Below are 20,041 nucleotides of genomic sequence, written 5' to 3' on the forward strand. Positions count from 1 at the left end.
AGGGATTCGCATGCGCATGTTTCGTTGGGCCATTTTCCTCAGTGCCGTCATCTGCTCCACCCCCACTTACGCCGCCCGCTGCGGCGGCGATTTCAACACCTTCGTGGCGGCGATGTCGCAGGAGGCTGCGGCGGCCGGGGTTTCGCAAGCCGTGATCAGCCAGGCGCTCGGTGGCGTCACGCAGGATCCGGCGGTGCTCGCCTTCGACCGCCGCCAGCGCGGCACCTTCAACAAATCGTTCGAGCAATATGTTTCCACTCGCGTCGGCCCCGGGCGGATCAACATCGGCCGGCAGATGCTGCAGCGGCACGGATCGTTGCTGTCGCGGATCGAGCAGAAGTTCGGCGTGCCGCCGGAGATTATCGTTGCGATCTGGGGATTGGAGTCCGATTACGGCAAGGGCGACATCGGCAAGATGCCTGTGATCCGCACCCTCGCCACCATGGCGCATGATTGCCGCCGCACCGAGCTGTTCCAGGGCGAACTGCTCGCGGCCTTGAAGATCGTGCAGCGCGGCGATCTCCCCTTGCGCGACATGATCGGCGCCTTCGCCGGCGAAATCGGCCAGACGCAATTTCTGCCGTCGTCCTACATCAAGTACGGCGTCGATTTCGACGGCAACGGCCACGTCGACCTCCGCCACAGTGTGCCCGACGTGCTCGCCTCAACCGCGAACTTGCTGCACGTGTCCGGCTTCAAGGGCGGCGCACCATACGGCGAGGGCACCGCGAATTTTGAAGCCATGCGCGAGTGGAACAGGGCCACGATCTATCGCAAGACGATCGGGTACTTTGCGGACAGATTGGTCGGGCGATAGCGAAGATTCGTAGGGTGGGCAAAGGCGCGTTAGCGACGTGCCCACCATCTATCACTGATCGCGCTGCCAAATGGTGGGCACGCTGCGCTTTGCCCACCCTACGGACTCGGATCAATGGAGGCGGCGCTCCCAGCACAGCAGCGACTCCGGCATCACGTCGAGCGCATGACACAGCTTTATCAGCTCGATCGGGTACAGCCGCGCGCGCCCGCGCTCCCAGCTCACGATCTGTGCCTCACTGTAGCCCGTCAGTTGGGCAAGCTCGCGGCGATCCATGTGGGCCTTGGCCATCGCACGCGTCAGGCGCTCGCCGATCCGTTGCTGCTTGGCAGCGTAATTCTCTTTAAGCATCACCGCGCCTCCCTCTGTCCCACTGAAGCCTACACCAAAATGTTAGGAGACGGCAGACTTTCCCGGGCCAAAGGATGCGCGCCACGGGATGAGGCCAAGGCGCTGCAACGGCCATTGCCCGACGATGCGATCAGGATCGTCGCACGAGGCGTGGATAAGGAAGACAAGGCAACCACAGTCTGAAGTTTGCGGCCGAACGCCCCCAACTTATGGCTGGAATACCTGAGGGGTAGTGTCGGACGTGGATCCGGGAACTGACCGCCAGCTCGATGGCGAATGCCTCTCTCACTTCCCCTTCTCGCCCGCCATCCTCTCGATCCGCTTCGCCAGCACCGCCCAGTACGTCCCCGGGCGAAACCGCTGCAGCAAATCCATGAACCGCGCATCGTTGCCGATCAGAATGCGCGGCTGGTTTTTCTCGATGCCTGCAATGATGCGCTGCGCCGCGAGCGGCGGCGTGGTCTTGGCGATCGCATCGAAACGGTCGATCGATTCGGCGCGGCGCGCATTGTCGGTGATGCCAGCGCCGGTGCGCGAGTTGCGCACGATGTTGGTCAGCACCCCGCCGGGATGCACGACCGACAGTTTCACCGGACTGTTCGCCATCGCCAGCTCATGCCGCAGGCTTTCCGAAAAACCGCGCACCGCGAATTTTGCGGCCGCATACGCCGTCTGGCCGGGCGGGGCGATGATGCCGAAGATCGAGGAGAGGTTGACAATATGCGCCTCGCGCTGAAGCGAAAGATGCGGCAGGAAGGCGCGCGTGCCGTGCACCACACCCCAGAAATTGATGTTGATCAGCCACTCCATCTGCGCCTGGTCGACCTCGTTGAAGGCGCCGAGCAGGGCGACGCCGGCATTGTTGATGACGATGTTGAGCGAGGGGTGGGCGGCAATGGCCGCGTTCGAAAATTCCCGGATCTGGGCGGGCTCGCCGACATCGACGCGGTGGGTCGTGACCTTGCGCGTGCCGGTTTTGCCGATCTCGGCGGCCACCTGCTGCAGCCCGGCCTCGTCGCGGTCGGCGAGCGCCAGATCGCAGCCGCGCGCGGCCAGCTCCAGCGCGAGCGCGCGGCCGATGCCGCTGGCGGCGCCGGTCACGGCGGCCGCGCTTCCAGATATCGCAGTCATGTCGGGAGAGCTCCTTGCAGGTCGAGAACGGGTTCCCGCAAACTTTCGCAAATTGGAACCGAACCTTAAAGTGGTTTCCGCGCTTAACGTCGACTACCCGACAAAATAGACATCACCAAACCGACGCGAATTCCAAGGAGGATCGTATGGGACAATCAAAGCCCTTCCGCGCGACTGCGCTCGTCGTCGAAGACGACCCGATGCAGCGCGACATGATCTGCCTGCTCTTGGAAGAGAGCGAGGTCGATGTCATCGAATGCGAGAGCGCGGAGGCCGCCGAGCTGGTGCTGGAGCGGGCGGCCGATAGTCTGGTCTTGATGCTGACCGACGTGCAGCTCGCCGGTAACATGGACGGGGTTGAGCTCGCGCACATCGCCAGGAAGTACAATCCCGACATAGGGGTGATCGTCACCTCGGGCAAACCGCTGCATCAGGAATTGCCCGATGGCGTCCAGTTCTGGGCCAAGCCGTGGACACCGCTCGACGTGATCCGCGAGGCGGAACGGATGGTGTATGAAAGGCGCCGCGCCGACGCGGCGCGTTCGTGAGCGGCCGCGCCGCCCTGCTTCCACGCCGGATGTCTTCGTGTTAATGGCAGGATATGACGCTGTCGTTTCTGCTGACCTCGTTGATCGTGGTCGCTTCCCCCGGCACCGGCGTACTCTACACGCTGGCGGTGGCGCTGACATCAGGCGCGCGGCCGAGCATCGCGGCGGCCTTTGGCTGCACGCTCGGCATCGTGCCGCAGATGCTGGCCGCCATGCTGGGATTGGCCGCGGTGCTGCACACGAGTGCCTTGGCGTTTGCCGCGCTGAAATGGTGCGGCGTGGTGTATCTGCTCTACATGGCCTGGCAGGCGTTGCGCGAGACGGGCGCGCTTTCGATCGACACGCGCCCCGCGGCTTCGGCGCGCTCGAGCCGCCGCGTCATCGTGACCGCGATCCTGATCAACATCCTCAATCCAAAGCTGTCGATCTTCTTCCTGGCCTTCCTGCCGCAGTTCGTCGCCGTCGACGAGCCGCACCCGCTGGCGCGGATGCTGGAATTGAGCGTGGCCTTCATGGCGATGACGTTTGCGGTGTTCGCGGTCTACGGCCTGTTCGCAGCCTCGCTGCGCGACCGCGTCATCACCCGCCCGAAGGCAATGGCTTGGCTGCGCCGGAGCTTCGCGGCGGGATTTGCCGCGCTCGGCGCCAAGCTGGCGTTTGCGGAGCGCTAGGCGGTTCAGCCGTAGCCCGGATGGAGCGAAGCGCAATCCGGACAGTCGTTCCGCTGCGATAATCCCGGATTTCGCCTCGCTCCATCCGGGCTACGTGTTCGCGCGTACCAAAACGAAAAAGGCGGACCGAAGGCCCGCCATTCTCCAAATTGCACCCGGAGTTGGGAGCCCGGGCGGAGCTGAGCACTCCACCCGGGCCAAAATTCACTTCTTCTTCGACTTCTTGGCCTTCTTCGCCTTGGCCTTTTTCGCCTTCTTCGCTTTCTTAGCCATAGTATCCTCTCAAGGTTTTCATGGATTGAAACGCGACACCGAGGCATGCTTGGCGGAGGGCCAGCCTCGCAACATCCTCGATGACAATCCCAGCAGATTCGCAGGCCCATGCCGCGTGCTGTCATGGCGTTGTCATCGCGTTATCCACAGTTGTTATGCATTTTGATGTGATTTTTCGCCGAAACGAGCCTCGTCGCCTCCGTTCGCATCGCGCGCATCATGCTTAGCGGTGTCCCAACGTCGACGATCTTCATCAATTCAAAACCACGGTTTGGATTGGCCGGCGGCAGTCAGGGTCCGTTAAGCGGCGCGGATGCACCTTTGTCCCGCAAGACGACGGGGATCGTCGTGGGAGGAAGGCTCGAGGCGGACGTCTTTGAGCGGTCGTTAGACAACAGGGGAGACGGGACGTGCGCGCCCCGGGTTCGCGATGCTGAGCGTTCCGACGCTTTGGACGGTGTTCGTCATCAATTTTCTCGCGCTGGGCCTGATCTGGGCCTACGTCATGCGCAGCTATCCGTCGTTCGAAGCCGCGCGGTTCTGGACCGGTTCGGCGTTCGTTGCGGCGGCCGGTGCGGCGATGGCGATGCTGCGGGTGGTTTTCCCGGACTCGCTCGTGCCTTTGCTGTTTGCCGGCACCGCATTGATCCTGGCGATCTGCCTGGCTGCGATGGGCATCCGCAAGTTTTTCAATCAGCCGGTTTCCTGGCTCGACACCCTGCTGGTCACCGGGCTTGGCGCGGCAGGCCTGTGCGTCTTCACGTTCGTCCACGACAGCGTGCCGGCGCGAATGACCGTCTTTACGATCGCCCAGGCGCTGCCGATGCTGCACAGCCTGAAGCTGCTGCTGTCGCGGCACGAAGGGCGCGTCAATCCGGGCGCCCGGCTGGCCGGCATCGTTACCATTGTCATCCTCGGAATTTTCGCAGCCCGGCTGCTCGGCGCGCTGACCAGCACGGAGGGCGGCTTCTCCTACATGCATTTCAGCCCGGCGCAGTCGGTCGTCATCCTGGTGCTGGTGTTCCTGTCGATGTCGCTGAACTTCGGCTTCCTGCTGATGGCGATGGACCGCCTGCGCAACGAGGTCGCGGATCTGGCGCTGCTCGACGACCTCACCGGCGTCGGCAACCGCCGCTATCTGCTGCAGCGCCTCACGGAAGAATGCATGCGCTCCGAACGCAGCGGTCAGCCCTTCGCGCTGCTGGTGATCGATCTCGACGGCTTCAAGAGCATCAACGATACACACGGCCATGCCGCGGGTGACGCCTGCCTGCAGCATTTCACGCTGATGGCGCAAACCCGGCTGCGGCCCGGCGACATGCTGGCGCGGACCGGCGGCGACGAATTCTGCATCGTGCTGCCGTCCTCGACGCTGCGCGAAGGCGCCATGATCGCGCGCCGCGTGCTGGAGGTCTGCCGTGCGGACGCCGAACAATGCACCGGCAACGATATTCCGGTCGCGGTCTCGATCGGCGTCGCGCAATGGGCCCGCGAGATGGGCGCCTATCCCGACCGCCTGATTGCTGCCGCCGACCATGCGCTCTACGACGCCAAGAAGGCCGGCCGCAACGGCTTTGCGACCTACGACCCGGCGCCGCCACTGGCGCCCGAACCCGCAAGCCCGCCAATGTCCGACATGGCTCTGCGCAAACGCGCGTGAGGCGTGCTACCTTTGGTCCGTCACTGGACTTCGAGCATGAATTTTCGCCTCGTCGCGGCCGCACTGTTCGTCCTCGTATTTCCCCCGTGCGCCTTCGCACAAACGCCTGACCTCGCGACAATCGCGCGCTCGTCGGGCACACCAGATATTCCCGGCCTGAAGATGGTGTGGCTGGCGCCGTGGGGCGAGCTTTCAAAAGCCCATCCCTGGCGCAACATCATCGTGCACCAGACCGAAGGACCGGCCGGCTCGGCGCGCGGCGGCGCGCAGGCGCAGTCGAAGAACCCGACGCGGCGCGGCGTCATGGTCTGGGTGGAGACCGACGGCACGGTGTACTGGGCGGTCGCCGAACATCTCGTTCCGACCCATGGCGACGGCGCCAACCGCAACGACAACAAGTATATCGACAACCGCCCGACCTATCGGAAAGTGGTCGGCAACAATTCGGTCGGCGTCGAATTCGCCGGCAACTATCCCGACGTGACGCGCGGGCCGACCGAAGCGCAGGTCGCGGCGTGGCGAATTCTGGTTAAGGTACTGCGCGCGCGATACGGCATCCCGCTCGATCGCGTCTACGCGCATAACTGGATCGACTACAAGGATGCGCGTTATTGCGAAGGCTGCGCGCTCGCCAAGATGGCGCGGGAGTGGGGGGACGAGTAGGGGCGAGCACTCTCAACGCGTCGTCCCCGCGAACGCGGGGACCCATACTCCGCGGCTGTTGTAGTTGGAGAAGAAAGATGACTACCGGCGTGTAAAATCATTACCGCCGCGGCGTATGGGTCCCTGCTTTCGCAGGGACGACGACGCGCTCGTTGAAACAACATCCGCCCAAAAACAAAAAGCCGGCGTTGCCGCCGGCTTTCGTCAACTGTTACCTCGATCGCGCGATCAGTGCGCGGCTTCGAGCGCTTCCGCTTCCTGCCGGGCAATCGTGCCCTTGACGGCCGACTGCACCTTTTCGAAAGCGCGGACTTCGATCTGCCGCACGCGTTCGCGCGAGACGCCGAATTCGGCGGCGAGGTCTTCCAGCGTCATCGGCTCTTCCGCCAGGCGCCGCGCTTCGAAGATGCGGCGTTCGCGCGGGTTGAGCACACCGATGGCACCGTTCAGCGCCTGCCGGCGATGATCGAACTCCTCGTGCTCGGCCATCACGGCTTCCTGGTTGGGCGAGTTGTCGACCAGCCAGTCCTGCCATTCGCCGGCTTCACCGTCGTCGCGGATCGGCGCGTTGAGCGACGCATCGCCGCCGAGGCGGCGGTTCATGTCGACCACGTCCTGATCCGTCACGCCGAGACGCTTGGCAATCAGCTTCACCTGGTCGGGGCGGAGATCGCCCTCGTCCAGCGCGGAGATCTTGCTCTTCGCCTTGCGCAGGTTGAAGAACAACTTCTTCTGGTTCGCGGTGGTTCCCATTTTCACGAGCGACCAGGAACGCAGAATGTACTCTTGTATCGACGCCTTGATCCACCACATGGCGTAGGTAGCGAGACGGAAACCCTTCTCGGGCTCGAACCGCTTGACCGCCTGCATCAGGCCGACATTGCCTTCCGAAACGACTTCGGAAATCGGCAAGCCGTAGCCGCGATAGCCCATGGCGATCTTGGCCACGAGCCGGAGATGGCTGGTGACAAGGTGATGTGCCGCGTCGCGATCGTCATGTTCGCGCCAACGCTTGGCGAACATGTATTCCTGCTGGGGTTCCAGCATCGGAAATTTGCGGATCTCGGCGAGGTATCTAGAAAGGCCGGATTCTCCATTGAGAACCGGCAGCGTAGCTGTACGGGCCATTGAGCGCCCTCCAGTGGTTCAGGCCCCCGATAGCGGCGGGCCCGGCAGGTGATCGCTGTGTTAAAGCCGACCAGGCTGCGATGTTCCGCGCTGGATATTCAGCGCACGTGCAACATACACCATTCCGGGGTTAATAGGGAAGGAATGCTGACGTCACGTCCCCGTGTGGCTGCTATAACCTGTTGTCATATCATGGCTTTTCTGAAAAGGCTGCGTCATAGCGCCGCTTCCAGCGCGCGTTGCAGGAGGAGCAAATCCTCCGGCAAAGCCGCCTCCCAATGCAAAAGTTCTCCGGTTCGGGGGTGTTCCAGGGCGAGCAGATAGGCGTGCAAGGCCTGCCGGCCGAGCGCGGTGAGCGCATCCTTACCTTGGCCGCCGAGGTGGCCGGCCTTGGTCTTGAAGTGCGGGCCATAGACGGCATCGCCCATCAGGGGGTGGCCGATATGGGCGAGGTGCACGCGGATCTGATGGGTCCGCCCGGTCTCGAGCTGGCAGGCCAGAAACGAGGCGACCGGCTTGCCGTCGCGCCCCTGATACGCCGCCTGCAATTCCCAATGCGTGACCGCCTCGCGTCCGCCCGGGCGCACCGCCATCTTTTCGCGGGCATAAGGATGCCGGTCGATCGGCGCGTCGACCGTGCCGCGCTGCCGGCCGGGCACGCCCCAGATGAAGGCCATATAGCCGCGCTGCATCGGACCGGTGCGGCCGTGGTCGGCGAATTGCGCGGTCAGCGATTGATGCGCCTGGTCGTTCTTGGCGACCACCATCAACCCGGTCGTGTCCTTGTCGAGCCGGTGCACGATGCCCGGCCGGCGGACGCCGCCGATGCCGGAAAGGCTGGCGCCGCAATGGGCGATCAGTGCGTTGACCAGCGTGCCGCTCTCGTGGCCGGCGGCCGGATGCACGACCAGCCCCTTCGGCTTGTCGATGACGATGATGTCGTCGTCCTCATAGATGATGTCGAGCGCGATATCCTCGCCCTTCGGCTCCGGCGCCACCGCCTCGGGGACGTCGATTGTGATCGTATCGCCGCGCGCGACATGATAAGCGGGGTCGCGGATGGGGTCGCCCCGGGCGGTGACGGAACCGGCCAGAATCAGCGCTTTCAGCCGCGAGCGCGACAGTTCCGGGCGAAGCACCGCGAGCACGCGGTCGAGACGGGGCGACCCCTCGTCGCCGCCGACGGTGACCTCCAGCCTTTGACCGCCGTTCGATGAGCCTTGTTCCTTCATGTTTGAAGCATGATCCTTTCGGAAAACCGGTTTCCACTTTTCCGGATCATGCTCTAAAGAGCCCTGCATGACCGATACCGTTGCGCCCGAACCGACCCCCGAGCAGGCCGCGCTGATGGCGCGGGTGCGGCGGATGATGCTGATCGCGGGCCTGACCTCGGCGCTGGCGGTGGCCGTGGTGCTGACCGCCGTCGGGTACCGTCTTTACCGTGGCGAGGGAAGCCCCGCGGCCGCCGCGACGGACATTATCGCAACCCTGCCCAAAGGCGCCCGCATCGTCTCGACGGCGGTGGCCGGCGAGCGGCTGGTGCTGACGCTGGATATAGCCGGGGTGACCGAAATCCGCACGTTCGACGCCAAGACGCTGAAACCGGCGGGAAAGCTGAAATTCGTAAACGAGCCCTGATGCCTGTGCGATCGGCCCAAAAAGCCCAGGGGCCGGCTCGGGACGCAGGGCAACAGGTTTAACCCAACCGTGCGAAGGCCTTCAGACTTGCCTTGCCCGCCGCACATTTCGCGGCTATTCCCTGAGGCCAACGCTCCCTTCGTCTAGCGGTTAGGACGCGGCCCTCTCAAGGCTGAAACAGGGGTTCGATTCCCCTAGGGAGCGCCAGCCATCTATCCTTCATCTTGAATTTCCTTCTGTTTTTGCACGTTTCCCCAAACTCTCAGTTCGGGTTTGGGGTTTTCTGTTCGCTTTGTGATCTTCAAGCTTCACGATTGCACGGCGACCACCGCGGCGGCGATCAGCTTCGCGCGTGTAGCGCTCTGCTTCAGCGAGCGAGAGGTGACCCATTGCGGCCATGATCTCATGTGCCGTCGCCCCAGCATCGGCCAGCAATCTCCCGAACGTTTTGCGAAGGCCATGTGGCTGACACTTCAGGTCGGAAATGCCGGAAGCTTTGATTGCGTCGCGCATCCACCCACTGAAGCCATCGACCGTGAATGGTTTTCCGTATTCGGTGGTGATGATGCAAAAGTGAACGCGCTTCAGGGCGCTGAGAGCTTGCTTGAGCGATATAGCTTTCTCGACCGCGACAGAAACTCCCGTTTTTTGTCGCGTGTACTCGAAGTCGTCGGCATCAGCCTGCACCCAGGTGGTCAGGTGCGTGTCAGCACGCGCAGTGCCTACGTTTAACATGAGCTCGTAGGCCGCGCGCTGCTTCGTGCCGATGGCCCAGCGGCTTTCAAAGGCCACTAACTCAGCATCCGTCCATGCGCGGATTTCCTTTGACCGGCCGCGTTTGATGCCTTCGGATGGATCGGTCGCAAGCCACTTCAAGTCCATGGCATGGCGGATAAGAATGCGGAGCTTCTTAAGTGTATCGATTTTTGCGCCTGGCTTGTTGTGCAGCGGTTTGAGAATCTTTTCATCAATCCGGTCCTTCGTCAGGCCAGCGACGGCCCGGTGACCGTGGTCACGGCGAATCTGATCCATACGGCTGCGATAGCCTGATTTGCTTCCTTTGCCGAGCGAGGAAAATGCGTCGCTGTTCAAATATGACGTTACGAGTGCGTCGATCGAGCGGGCCGCCACGACCTTCGTGGGCCGTGCCGCAATTTCACCGGTAACAGCGGCAGCGTATGCGATCTTGAATTCATCTGACGTCGGGTCGCTGGGCAACTTGCTCCGTGGACCTTTGCCAACACGATAGGACAGATAGACATGCCCCTTGACGACATTTCGCTCAACGTTCGGAGGCAACTTTCGACGCATAGCTAATCGTCCCAACCGTCGTTAGCCGAGCGAGTATCTTCGCCATCGATTGGCAGGTGATCAACGGCCTGATCCAGCAATCGGACGTCCCAAGCCTTCCTACCGGCGGTCAGCCAACGGGGCTTTGGCATCGTTCCACTGGCCACCATTGCGTCGAAGGTGTTCGGCGAAACAGAAACATACGCCGCGGCTGCGTCCCGGCCGATTAAACGCGGTGCCAGTGTAGGGGGGAGTGCGGTTGCGCGAGTCATCGGTCCACCACTGCAACCGTCGCGGTGCTCAAGTTGTTTGCCTTTCTCTCCCGAATTTTTGCCGTCATTGCTCAGTCTCATGCAAAGTCACGAAAAGCCGGATCGTACCGTTCAAAGGCGAGGTCGGCCCTGTCTGCTCGATCGCTTCGCGTAGCCGAACCGATCTCATTTCGATTGGGCGCCAACATCGAAGAGCTGTGCCAGAGACCAGAGCGTTCGTATTCCGAATGATCTTGTTTGTGCGAAGTCGATTTGAACGTCGAGGGGTACTATCGGTTCGCCATCATCGATCGTTCGAAAATAGTGAAGCGCTTCCGCGAACTCAGGCTCCGATGAATTTTCAGTGGTCCGCTCGATCGTTACAGTCGCTCTTGATACAGGGGCGTAAAGATCGACGTGGACATTGATGTGATGAGGATACTCACGCTGCGGCGTCATGAGACCATTGCCGTCAGCGAGCAGCGCTCCTTTCGATAGACAAGTGATTATCCGCGAGAGAGCCTCCAAGAGTGTGTGCCCATCAGGGAGATCGCGCAGCGAGACAATATTCCGCCAACTCTCGAGTTTCCCTTGCGGCAAATGGACAGCGTGTAGGTTCGCATACGATTGGTAGTTGGCGATGTTGATGGCCGGTCCGGAGATCGGTGTAGCGGCAACAGCAATAAGTAAAGCTGCGGCGTCCCTTGGCGATGCCATTGCTGATCGGCCACGTCCCGAGATTTTTCGCTGTCCATTAATGACTAACAGCCTGTCCTGCTGCGCGACCGTCTTTTTCGGGAAAGACAATCTCGTGGAAATCACGTCGATAATGTCAGCTGGTGTCGGCAAGCGAATCTCCTCATTCGAGTAAAACTCAAATGGCGGGGAATGTCCAGTTCATTCGTGAAAAACTCAAATGGTGCAGATATGGCTCTGAAGGTCATAGGTTCAAATCCTATCCCCGCAACCAACTATCGTACTGATAAATCAGCATTAATTTGAACGGCCGCCCTTCGAGGCGGCCGTTGCTTTTGAAGAATCGCCACCGAGTCGCCACGCGAGATGACATTTTCGAAGACGTGGGCAATCGAGAGCAGGGAGCTGCAGGTTCGATCCCTGCCGCCCCAGCCGCCCATTCATGCGTTTGGAGGGTTCGATCGCGACTGGCGCCCGATCGGACGCAGTCACGCTAGCAAACATCCCAGCTATTTGAATTGTTGGGACAGGCTCTCTAACGAAGGCGGCTATTGTGCTGCTCTAGCCCTTGCCTCGAAGCGTCTTTAGGCTGGCGAGCACCGCTGTCGAAAGCTCGGCGTTTGTGGGAGAGACGGTTATGCATTGTCAATTTTTCTCGCCCAGAATAGCCAGTTAACGAGCGCGCCGCCGCTTATGTTGATTGACGATCCTATAGCACATGTTGATGATTTGAACGCCTTGTCCTTTCTAGACCATCTCAGGGAGATTGCGGTTCGAGGTAAGCGTCAGATATTCTTTGCTACTGCAAACGATAAGTTAGCGACTCTTATCGAACGAAAGTTCGATTTCTTGGGTAATGACTTCAAGAAGATCGCGTTGAACCGCGGCATGTGACGGACGGGTGGATATGGCTGCGCGAGCCATCCACGCATGTCGTGCGGCCTCTAACGGAAAAGTCTGACCAGCAGAAAGTCGCCGAAGCCGAAGTCGAGAGCTTTCGGAAGGAGCTTGGCTCGTTTGTCGTTGCCGCTGAAACAACTCGAATGGCAATGGTGTTTACGGACGCAACGAAGCCCGACGACCCGATAATTTTTGCCAACGACAGCTTTCCAAGGTCGGCCAGCATGTCTTCAATCATTATAAGAACCAGCATCACGTCGCTGGGTTATGGGGACGTAGTAATCAACGGCCGCGCGCGGCTGATCGCTCCGCTGCAGGCCGTCAATGGTCTCATGATGTTCGGGATCACCACGGGTCTTTTCATCGCTGCTTTCCAGCATGCCGTCAAAAAGTGGATCGAGACGCATCGGGATAGCGCGAGGCATTAGGTTAACATGCCAATCCCGGAAGATGGTGCTAGTCCAGCAGCAACCCGATATGCTTGATGCGTGGGGCTGGAACTGAGATGCATGGGTGGCCTTATGTACATGTTCGTTCGAAAGTACACCAAGGTTCGTTCGGTTGCGGATGCTGCCCGCCGCGCCAAAAGTGGGATCGGTCAGATCCTAATGGAATCGCACGGGTTCAGATCTTATTATGTACTGGATGGCGGCGAAGGCGTCGGCGTCGCTGTGATGATATTTGAGGACCGCGAAAGCGCCAATGCGGCGAACGATAAAATACTGGAGTTTGTTCAAGCAAGCCTGCATGACCTTGATCTTGGAGACCCCGAAATCATCGCCGGGGAAGTTTTGGTGAATATAGAATCTGATGCGTAATTATTCGTAAAGGCTTACTCATCCGCTGCGTGCGCAAGCACAGCGTCGAGAGGCGGCCGCAGCGCTTGCCAACAAGAAAAGCGTGTTCATTTTTACCTTTGCGCGTGAACGCTAAGTCTTCACTCAGAAAATTATCCAGAGGAGTGCACGCGCGTTTTCTCGTCTTGGCACTTAACGGACGTCACCGTTGTCGTGATGAATGTCCGCTTTTAGCGTGATAAAGCAGACGTAGGAATTGAGCTAGCGGACTTCCTATGATCGTTTGTTCCTGCAACGTCCTAAGCGAAACCGAGGTGCGAGCTGTCGCCAACACTGCGACGCGCCGAACTACCAGCTATGTCTATAGCTGCCTTGGCTGCAGAGCTCGGTGCGGTCGCTGCGCCCGCACCATCCGAGAAATCATGGACGAGGTATTTGACGGAGCGAAAGTCGGTCGTGCGGATGGCGGCGCCGTACTCGCTGCGCCGGCGGACAAGCAGCCCTAGGCTTCATGGTGCCGCCATCCAGTGGCATCACGTGCTCGTGCTGCTGGGAAGTTCAGAGTAAATTTTCTAGGGTTTGAACCATGGCCAGAACAGGAGCGTGGTTATGAAGGGTGAAGCAAAGGTCGTCGATTTTCTAAATAAGGCGCTGCGGCATGAATTGACCGCGGTCAACCAATATTGGTTGCACTACCGGCTGCTCGACAATTGGGGTTACAAGGATCTGGCCAAGCAGTGGCGTAAGGAATCGATCGAAGAAATGGAGCACGCTGACAAGCTGGTCGTGCGTATCATTTTCCTCGAAGGTTTCCCGAACCTGCAACTGCTCGATCCCCTGCGCATCGGCCAGGACGTCAAAGAGGTGCTTGACTGCGACCTGGCGGCGGAGATTTCCGCCCGCACGCTCTACCAGGAAGCCGCCACGTACTGCCACGCCGCGCAGGACTATGTGACACGCGACCTGTTCGAGAAGCTGATGGCGGACGAGGAACACCACATCGATTTCCTCGAAACGCAGCTCGATCTCGTCGACAAGCTCGGCCTTGAGCTCTACGGGCAGAATCATATCGGCAAGATGGGCGAGGGCGACGACTGATAACGCTGAAGTTTTGCGGCCACGACGCGCGGCTTCTTGAGCATGGGTCCACTCCTCAAAATGGGTCCACTCCTCAAATATCGTTTGTCGATAGACCATTATCTATCTGGCATTTTCGCGCGACAACAAGACGCTACGTCGACCGGTGGCGTCTGTTTAGGGGGCCGCCAGTTTGCAACTCCAGGTGATCGAATAGCGATGCTATTTGCTGCGGTGCATGAGTCCGGTTGTGGCACCTTTTAGACATGTTCACCGGCCCTGACGACGTCCGTTTACGGGGGAAGACCGGAAGTAGTCGGCCGACGGCCAAAGTGACGCGATTGACCCAACTCGGACCTCCCGAGTTGCCGCACGCATATTGCCGCCGTGCCACGGGCACAGCAAATGCCGCTTGGGGCAACAGGGCCCTCCCGCGATTACCGCTCACAGGTCCGCAACAAAGTGCTAGGCTCCTCGTTGCCCCAGCGACGAAATTTTGCCTGGCCGTTCGGAGGGCGCTGTGACGGAGCACCGGGTTCAAAGGCGACTAGCGGCGATCTTGGCCGCCGACGTGGTTGGTTATTCCGCGCTCATGGAACGCGCTGAGGAAGCCACCTACGCTGAGTTCGAGCGGGTCAGGCGAGATTTGATCGAGCCCGGCCTCTCCCGCCATGAAGGGCGGCTTATCAAGACCACGGGCGATGGAGCGTTAGCCGAGTTCGCCAGTCCTTTGGCCGCCGTCAGGTGCGCGCTGGAAATACAGGACAGTCTCGCATCGGGCAGCCATGGCTTCAAGCTGCGCGTCGGGATCAATCTTGGTGACGTAATCGTTGGGACCGACGGCGACCTCTTTGGAGACGGGATCAATATTGCGGTCCGGCTAGAGGGTCTCGCCGATCCAGGTGGCATCCTGATCTCTGGAAAGGTCCACAGCGAGGTCGAAGGCAAGTTGGACGTTGGCTTCGAGGATCGCGGCGACCTTCAGCTCAAGAACTTTTCTAAGGCGGTCCGCGCCTACGCTATATGCGCAGGAGCGCATGGCGCACAAACCGAGCAGCAAAGTGCCGCCCCTCCGCTACCGGACAAGCCGTCGATCGCCGTACTGCCGTTCGAGAATATGAGCGGCGATCCCGATCAGGAATATTTTTCGGACGGAATGGTTGAGGAGATCACGACGGCGCTTTCGCGTTTCAAATCGTTGTTTGTAATCGCTCGCAATTCAAGCTTCACTTTCAAAGGCCGCGCCGTCGATATCAAGGAAGTCGGACGAAGGCTCGGGGTGCGCTATGTCCTAGAGGGGTCTGTGCGCAAGGCGTCGGGGAAAGTTCGTATCACAGGGCAGTTAATTGATGCGATTACCGGCGCACACATTTGGGCGGACAGGTTCGAGCGCGACCTGACAGACGTTTTCAGCCTGCAGGACGAAGTCACGGTCGCCGTGGTCTCGGCCATTCAGCCAAAATTGCTTCAAACAGAAATTGCAATGGCGACGCGGCGGCGACCGGCGAACCTCACCGCCTATGATTTTGTTCTTCGGGCCATCCCGCATTTTCACTCGACGACCGGCGAAGGGTATGCCGAGGCGATAAGGCTGGCTCATCGCGCCTTGGAACTGGATCCTCGGTTCGGCTTTGCCGCCGCCATGGCAGGCGCTTCTCACATGAACAACGTCATCTTTGGTCATGCCGTCGATCCTAAATTCGAACGCAAGGAGGCGGTTCGGCTTCTTCGCCTGGCACTGGACGTCGATCATGATAATGCTGAAACGCTGGCGTGGGTCGCCATAACCTCGGCGTACATGCACGGCGATCGTGAAAGCGAGATCGAAATCGTAGACCGGGCGGTCGCGCTGAACCCGAACTCATTTGACACATGGTACAGCAGGGGCTGGGTCTATTCAGTTGCCGGGCTACCGGAGGAGGCGCTGCGCAGCTTTGAACGTGCCATCCGCATGAGCCCGGTAGACCCGCGGCTGAACATGACGTTTGTTGGGATAGCGACGGCCCTTATAGAGCTTGGTCGTTTTGACAAGGCGCTCGTCGCCGGGAGGAAGGCCCTTCGTCAGAACCCCGCCTATGGGGCAGCTTACCGCTGTCTCGCGTCCGCTTTCGGTCATCTCGGACGTGACGCGGAGGCGCGCGAGGCGGCAGCTCGTCTGCTTCAGGGCGATCCCGCCTTCACAATATCCGCGAGGATGGGTCGGGTCAGACAATCACACGTGAAGCTGTTGATCGAGGGGCTTCGGAAAGCGGGGTTGCCCGAGTAGCTCTCCAATGCCCACAAGGTGATCGAATGGCGGCGCTCTGCTGCGGCGCATGAGTCCGGTTGTGGCACTTTTCGGACGTGTTTCAACACGCCGACGACGTCCGTTAACAGGGGGCAAAGCGGACCTCGCGCTCGGGTGCGTCGAGGTCTGAGTCTGACTTTTCTGAAGTGCTGCGAGGGCGCGACGAGGCTCGCAATTGATGAAGAAGCAGAGGTCTGGACGGCCTCCAGCTTAGGGCCGCGGCTCACTTCGCGACATCAACCTCGTGGGTGTGATCTTCATGGGCATGTGGCTCGAGGCCCGGCATGGGCGCGCCCGTGAAATAACCTAGAGCGCCAGGATGCAGCGGGATGCGCGAGTCGGGTGGCTCGGAGGACGAACCACTCGGCAGCAGCAATTCGGGAAGGGCGCTGCGGCTCTTGTCCAACGCTTCGGCGATCAACCAGGCATGGCGTGCTGCAAAGTCGTCGCGGCAGACGAACAAATACTCTCCGATGCCGACGACGGTGAACAGCTTGACTGGTCCGTGCTCGGCGAAGGGGGGCCTCCCTTGTCGAAGGGCTGCCGCATCATCGCGCCGCATCAGCGCGACGTCCAACTGCTGCGAGCTGATCAGGCTGGCGATGCGCTCCTTGTGCGGCGCCCTGCTCACCTGAGCCTTGCTGCTCGGCAAGCGATCCGCGAGGACCTCAGCTACCCGCTTGCCGAGCTCGAACGAGGGAGGATCGGCGCGCGAAGTCAGGATCAGCAGGTGGCGCCGGCGGTAGACGCCCCACTGGCCATAGGGTGCGTGGCCACAAAGGAACATGGCTGCGGCCCCGGCCTCCGCCGTTCGGAGGAATTCCCGGCGGCTCGGCCTCCCGCCTACCTCAGGACCTTCGGTCTTATGCCACACGCTACTTCCTGCGGAATATGGTGGTCGGCAGGATGGCGGAGACTGCGTAGTTCGGCACGTCGACGACATTGCCGATACGCAGGTCGGCGGCCACGCTCGCCACGACATATGCCTGCTCCGGCGTGAGGCCCTTCTCGCCAACCATCCAGTCGATCAGCTCGATCAGGGCGTTGCGCGCCGCCAGCATCAGATCCTCCGAGAGGTTCTCGAGCGGGCCGATTTTCTGGCTGTCGAGGTAGGTATGGTAAGGCGGGATCTGGCCCTTGGCTTTCAGCGGGAAGCCGGTGGTGGCGTAGAACTCGGTCGGCGCCAACCGGATGAGCTGATCGCCGCCTTCGAAGTGCGGGACTTTGACCTTCGCGGCTTGCGCCTTGCGGATCTCGGTGACCAGCGTGACCGTCGCCCCCATCTCGATCGCAGTGCCGGAGACCTCGCCATCGCCTTGCGCGAAATGGACGTCGCCGACGAACAGCCCGCACCCGTCCACGAAGCAGGGCAGCAGCAGCGTCGTGCCCACCACCATCTGCTTGATGTCCATGTTGCCACCGTTCTCGCGCGGCGGAATGGTGCGCAGGCACTCATTCTTGCTGCTTCCGTTCTGACCGCAGACATCGCTCGGCAGCGCACCGAGCGGCTGCGGAGTCAGCACGACGCCACCCGCGCTCTGCAGCGCCGCCTCGCGCGCGAGGATCGTGGCCACCTCGGGCTGGCCCGGCAGCACCCCGACCGTGCCCATAAATCCGTTAAAGGGGATGACGATGCCCGGGATCTGGTCGGAGACCGCCTCCTTGCGGTTGAGTTTCCAATTGGCGATGAACGGCTTGGTGAAGCGATCGCGCAGGAAACCGAAGCCCGGGACGATCACGGTGTAACCGTAGTCGTCCGGCTGTACGTCGAGAAGTGTCACCGCCAGTACGTCGCCGCGCTGGGCACCCTCGATGAAGACCGGGCCGGTCAGCGGATGGACGAGATTGAGATCGGCCGCCGACACATCCTCGGGCTTGGAGCCGAGGTTGAAGTCGGAGTCGAAGGCGTCGCGCGTTTCAAAGACGATATGCTGACCGGGGTTGGCGCGACTCACCGGCTTGATGGCCGGGTGCATGCGGTTCATGCAGTTCTTGTCGTCGACGCAGTGCGCGCCGGTCTTCGCGACGCGCACAACCTGCCACGCCTTAACGGACGTCGTATCCGCATGCGCTGCGGTTGCGCTGAGCAGCAATGTTGCGGCCGCAGTGAGGATCCAGAATTGCCCGGATTGCATCATTCGCTCCTCCCTCAGCAGAATCGTGACCCTATTGTGGTCAGGACGACGATCGGCAACGCCTTGGGCGCCCGGCGGCACGATGAGGAGATCAAGATCTCGTCCTGACGACTGTCCGGCGAAGCTACTCCCCTTTGGGGTAAGTGCCAACCGCCATGGGTCGAAAGGGCGGAAAAACAACGGCCTCTTCACCGCCATGGCGGTTCTTGTCGGTCCAGCATTTCCTTGTCCTCAAATGTGCAGCGTTTTCAGCGTCGGCGCTGATACGACGGACATATCCTTCGCGGTCAGATCACCGAAACGAACGGCGCGAGACCGATCAGCAACAGGGCGACGCCCGTGGCGCCTTCCAGGAGGCGGGACAGATGGGCTAGGGATGCGCCATCCGGGTCCAGCTGCGCACGCACCATTCGCGTGCGAAGATCGTCAGCAACGCAACGACGCAGAGCGTCAGGGCGACGCCCAGCAGCATCGCGGCGGCGAAAGCAACGCCGGCCGCTGGGACACCGTTTGCCAGGGCGTAGACCATCGCGAACAACGTGAGGCGGGCACGGTACGAGACCCGCCACAAGAACATCGTCGGCATCAAGCCGCTCCTGGTGGCAATCCGGGCGCGAAGAGCTCGTGCTGTTATGCGCATCGTGTGACTGTTCAGGTCGCTCAGCGTGGCCCGCGCTTGCGCCCGGGTTGACTCCGGACTCGATAAAGCAAAAATATTCTCAGACCGTCGTGTCGACGCGGATCGTCCCCGGTTGCGTGCAGTTTTAGGGGAGGAAAAACGTTTTTACACAGTCTGGACCCAATGCGGACATGGCGCAGCCGCACCATTACGATCAACAGAAGGCGCTCCACCGCCGCGCGCACGCTACTCGGGCCGGCGAAGGCCGGGCTGGAGCGCGGTACGCGCGTTTATTGAGGAGGTGGATGCCGGTCCCGTTATCGCCCTCCTTGCCCCTTTGCCGGGCGAAGAACCCAAGCCGAAATAGCCACAAAGATTTAATGTTTGGGTCACATGTCCGGCCTTGCGAGCGTCAAATCAAAGCTTAATTTGATCTGAGGTTGAGACTTCTCGGCGCGCCATTGAAACGAAGAACGCCGCTGACCAAGTCTCGCCCCGTTGCGTAAATTGCGGGGAACACCCGGTATCTGAAGCCGGCATTCTCGATCCGTCGCTCCGTGCCTTTCGCACGTGCAAAAGCAAGTGCGGCGAGAAGAACCTGGGTTTTTAAAAAAATCTAAAGCCGCTGCTGCAATGGTGCAGTTTCGTCCTGCGTGATCGCGTGGGCCAGCTATAGAGCGTGGCAGTGCGGCACGAGTTGGGAGGAGGCGTCGAAATGACCGAGTATCGCCTTTACACTGTTGGAAACGATGGTGACTTCATTGGCTGTAGAACGTTCACGGCCGATAGAGTCGATGATGTCGTAGTATGGGCTAAGGCAACAGATTGAAGATCACTCGGTTGAGCTTTGGAGTGGTCCGAGGCTTGTGAGACGGCTTGACCCGGCAGAAAAACGAGCCGCCGAGGCTGTTACGCACACTATCGAGGCAGGACGTATGGTGCCGAAAAACAAAACATAGCTTAGCTTTTTGATTCTGGCGCTTCTCAGGATCGCGGCGCACATTTCGTCATCACCGTTCGGTACGTGGCTTTCATCGGTGATGAGAACACCAGTCGCGCTCCCGCCAACCTCGAATGGATGGAGCAGCGCATGCCAAAGCGTCGCAGTT

Annotated in this window: 21 protein-coding genes and 1 tRNA gene; 12 read left to right on the forward strand and 10 right to left on the reverse strand. The window is 60.8% G+C overall.

Annotation, left to right across the window (positions count from 1 at the left end; all coding sequences use genetic code 11):
- The first annotated feature begins 10 nt into the window (after positions 1-10).
- The gene (locus tag KIP88_RS25125; RefSeq protein WP_374226505.1) at positions 11-817 is read left to right on the forward strand and encodes a lytic transglycosylase domain-containing protein; all 807 of its coding nucleotides are present in this window, start codon (positions 11-13) and stop codon (positions 815-817) included.
- A gap of 111 nt (positions 818-928) precedes the next feature.
- On the opposite strand, the gene KIP88_RS25130 is transcribed toward KIP88_RS25125, so the two are convergent.
- Entirely contained in the window at positions 929-1,168 is a 240-nt protein-coding gene (locus tag KIP88_RS25130; RefSeq protein ID WP_214490711.1) for a helix-turn-helix transcriptional regulator, read from the reverse strand.
- Positions 1,169-1,453: 285 nt separating this feature from the next.
- A complete protein-coding gene (locus KIP88_RS25135; RefSeq protein ID WP_214490712.1) occupies positions 1,454-2,299 on the reverse strand; it encodes an SDR family oxidoreductase in 846 nt (281 codons plus the stop codon).
- A gap of 146 nt (positions 2,300-2,445) precedes the next feature.
- Here KIP88_RS25135 and KIP88_RS25140 point away from each other — a divergent pair, with 146 nt between their 5' ends.
- The 4 genes from KIP88_RS25140 (at position 2,446) to KIP88_RS25155 (ending at position 6,114) form a co-directional block, all read left to right on the forward strand.
- On the forward strand, positions 2,446-2,847 hold the full coding sequence (locus KIP88_RS25140) for a response regulator (RefSeq protein ID WP_214490713.1): 402 nt from the start codon (positions 2,446-2,448) through the stop codon (positions 2,845-2,847).
- A gap of 53 nt (positions 2,848-2,900) precedes the next feature.
- Positions 2,901-3,518, forward strand: coding sequence for a LysE family translocator (locus tag KIP88_RS25145; RefSeq protein ID WP_214490714.1), 618 nt, complete (start codon positions 2,901-2,903; stop codon positions 3,516-3,518).
- Between the two features lie 703 nt (positions 3,519-4,221).
- The gene (locus tag KIP88_RS25150; protein WP_214490715.1) at positions 4,222-5,451 is read left to right on the forward strand and encodes a GGDEF domain-containing protein; all 1,230 of its coding nucleotides are present in this window, start codon (positions 4,222-4,224) and stop codon (positions 5,449-5,451) included.
- A gap of 36 nt (positions 5,452-5,487) precedes the next feature.
- Positions 5,488-6,114, forward strand: a complete 627-nt coding sequence (locus KIP88_RS25155; protein ID WP_214490716.1) for an N-acetylmuramoyl-L-alanine amidase — start codon at positions 5,488-5,490, stop codon at positions 6,112-6,114.
- 228 nt (positions 6,115-6,342) lie between these two features.
- On the opposite strand, the gene rpoH is transcribed toward KIP88_RS25155, so the two are convergent.
- Positions 6,343-7,242 (reverse strand): RNA polymerase sigma factor RpoH, encoded by a 900-nt coding sequence (gene rpoH, locus KIP88_RS25160; RefSeq protein ID WP_108520299.1) that lies wholly within the window; start codon positions 7,240-7,242, stop codon positions 6,343-6,345.
- 215 nt (positions 7,243-7,457) lie between these two features.
- Positions 7,458-8,618: an RluA family pseudouridine synthase gene (locus KIP88_RS25165; RefSeq protein ID WP_374226508.1), complete on the reverse strand. Its 1,161-nt coding sequence runs from the start codon at positions 8,616-8,618 to the stop codon at positions 7,458-7,460.
- Between KIP88_RS25165 and KIP88_RS25170 the strand changes: the two genes are divergently transcribed.
- On the forward strand, positions 8,542-8,880 hold the full coding sequence (locus KIP88_RS25170; RefSeq protein WP_214490718.1) for a hypothetical protein: 339 nt from the start codon (positions 8,542-8,544) through the stop codon (positions 8,878-8,880). The two genes, KIP88_RS25165 and KIP88_RS25170, sit on opposite strands and share 77 nt — an antisense overlap.
- Before the next feature lie 132 nt (positions 8,881-9,012).
- A tRNA-Glu gene (locus KIP88_RS25175) sits at positions 9,013-9,087 on the forward strand.
- 12 nt (positions 9,088-9,099) lie between these two features.
- Here KIP88_RS25175 and KIP88_RS25180 read toward each other — a convergent pair.
- Together KIP88_RS25180 and KIP88_RS25185 are read right to left on the reverse strand one after the other, a co-directional pair.
- Positions 9,100-10,191: a tyrosine-type recombinase/integrase gene (locus tag KIP88_RS25180; RefSeq protein WP_214490719.1), complete on the reverse strand. Its 1,092-nt coding sequence runs from the start codon at positions 10,189-10,191 to the stop codon at positions 9,100-9,102.
- A 416-nt stretch (positions 10,192-10,607) separates the two neighbouring features.
- Complete coding sequence (locus KIP88_RS25185; protein WP_214490720.1) at positions 10,608-11,270, reverse strand: hypothetical protein; 663 nt, start codon at positions 11,268-11,270, stop codon at positions 10,608-10,610.
- A 489-nt stretch (positions 11,271-11,759) separates the two neighbouring features.
- On the opposite strand from KIP88_RS25185, the gene KIP88_RS25190 reads away from it, so the two are divergent.
- From KIP88_RS25190 to KIP88_RS25210, 5 genes are all read left to right on the forward strand, one after another.
- Positions 11,760-12,011 carry a hypothetical protein gene (locus tag KIP88_RS25190; protein ID WP_214490721.1) on the forward strand — a complete coding sequence of 84 codons (252 nt, stop codon included), beginning with the start codon at positions 11,760-11,762 and terminating at the stop codon, positions 12,009-12,011.
- Entirely contained in the window at positions 12,008-12,445 is a 438-nt protein-coding gene (locus tag KIP88_RS25195) for an ion channel (protein WP_308163637.1), read from the forward strand. The genes KIP88_RS25190 and KIP88_RS25195 overlap by 4 nt, the downstream gene beginning before the upstream one ends.
- A gap of 93 nt (positions 12,446-12,538) precedes the next feature.
- Positions 12,539-12,835 (forward strand): hypothetical protein, encoded by a 297-nt coding sequence (locus tag KIP88_RS25200; protein WP_214490740.1) that lies wholly within the window; start codon positions 12,539-12,541, stop codon positions 12,833-12,835.
- 588 nt (positions 12,836-13,423) lie between these two features.
- The gene (gene bfr / locus KIP88_RS25205) at positions 13,424-13,912 is read left to right on the forward strand and encodes a bacterioferritin (RefSeq protein WP_214490722.1); all 489 of its coding nucleotides are present in this window, start codon (positions 13,424-13,426) and stop codon (positions 13,910-13,912) included.
- Positions 13,913-14,450: 538 nt separating this feature from the next.
- Positions 14,451-16,157, forward strand: coding sequence for an adenylate/guanylate cyclase domain-containing protein (locus KIP88_RS25210; RefSeq protein WP_214490723.1), 1,707 nt, complete (start codon positions 14,451-14,453; stop codon positions 16,155-16,157).
- 244 nt (positions 16,158-16,401) lie between these two features.
- On the opposite strand, the gene KIP88_RS25215 is transcribed toward KIP88_RS25210, so the two are convergent.
- The 4 genes from KIP88_RS25215 to KIP88_RS25230 form a co-directional block, all read right to left on the reverse strand.
- A complete protein-coding gene (locus KIP88_RS25215; protein WP_214490724.1) occupies positions 16,402-16,965 on the reverse strand; it encodes a hypothetical protein in 564 nt (187 codons plus the stop codon).
- Between the two features lie 88 nt (positions 16,966-17,053).
- Positions 17,054-18,271: an acetamidase/formamidase family protein gene (locus KIP88_RS25220; RefSeq protein ID WP_214490725.1), complete on the reverse strand. Its 1,218-nt coding sequence runs from the start codon at positions 18,269-18,271 to the stop codon at positions 17,054-17,056.
- A gap of 412 nt (positions 18,272-18,683) precedes the next feature.
- Positions 18,684-18,899: a hypothetical protein gene (locus KIP88_RS25225; protein WP_214490726.1), complete on the reverse strand. Its 216-nt coding sequence runs from the start codon at positions 18,897-18,899 to the stop codon at positions 18,684-18,686.
- 865 nt (positions 18,900-19,764) lie between these two features.
- A partial coding sequence (locus tag KIP88_RS25230; RefSeq protein ID WP_214490727.1) for a hypothetical protein occupies positions 19,765-20,041 on the reverse strand: 277 nt, incomplete at its 5' end.

Source organism: Bradyrhizobium sp. SRL28 (assembly GCF_018596315.1).
Lineage (GTDB): Bacteria > Pseudomonadota > Alphaproteobacteria > Rhizobiales > Xanthobacteraceae > Bradyrhizobium.

Excerpts from the sequence above, each read along its gene's own strand:
- KIP88_RS25125 (WP_374226505.1), top strand. The coding sequence starts at position 11 with ATGCGCATGTTTCGTTGGGCCATTTTCCTCAGTGCCGTCATCTGCTCC.
- KIP88_RS25130 (WP_214490711.1), bottom strand. The coding sequence starts at position 1,168 with ATGCTTAAAGAGAATTACGCTGCCAAGCAGCAACGGATCGGCGAGCGC.
- KIP88_RS25135 (WP_214490712.1), bottom strand. The coding sequence starts at position 2,299 with ATGACTGCGATATCTGGAAGCGCGGCCGCCGTGACCGGCGCCGCCAGC.
- KIP88_RS25140 (WP_214490713.1), top strand. The coding sequence starts at position 2,446 with ATGGGACAATCAAAGCCCTTCCGCGCGACTGCGCTCGTCGTCGAAGAC.
- KIP88_RS25145 (WP_214490714.1), top strand. The coding sequence starts at position 2,901 with ATGACGCTGTCGTTTCTGCTGACCTCGTTGATCGTGGTCGCTTCCCCC.
- KIP88_RS25150 (WP_214490715.1), top strand. The coding sequence starts at position 4,222 with ATGCTGAGCGTTCCGACGCTTTGGACGGTGTTCGTCATCAATTTTCTC.
- KIP88_RS25155 (WP_214490716.1), top strand. The coding sequence starts at position 5,488 with ATGAATTTTCGCCTCGTCGCGGCCGCACTGTTCGTCCTCGTATTTCCC.
- rpoH (WP_108520299.1), bottom strand. The coding sequence starts at position 7,242 with ATGGCCCGTACAGCTACGCTGCCGGTTCTCAATGGAGAATCCGGCCTT.
- KIP88_RS25170 (WP_214490718.1), top strand. The coding sequence starts at position 8,542 with ATGACCGATACCGTTGCGCCCGAACCGACCCCCGAGCAGGCCGCGCTG.
- KIP88_RS25180 (WP_214490719.1), bottom strand. The coding sequence starts at position 10,191 with ATGCGTCGAAAGTTGCCTCCGAACGTTGAGCGAAATGTCGTCAAGGGG.
- KIP88_RS25200 (WP_214490740.1), top strand. The coding sequence starts at position 12,539 with ATGTACATGTTCGTTCGAAAGTACACCAAGGTTCGTTCGGTTGCGGAT.
- bfr (WP_214490722.1), top strand. The coding sequence starts at position 13,424 with ATGAAGGGTGAAGCAAAGGTCGTCGATTTTCTAAATAAGGCGCTGCGG.
- KIP88_RS25215 (WP_214490724.1), bottom strand. The coding sequence starts at position 16,965 with ATGTTCCTTTGTGGCCACGCACCCTATGGCCAGTGGGGCGTCTACCGC.
- KIP88_RS25225 (WP_214490726.1), bottom strand. The coding sequence starts at position 18,899 with ATGCCGACGATGTTCTTGTGGCGGGTCTCGTACCGTGCCCGCCTCACG.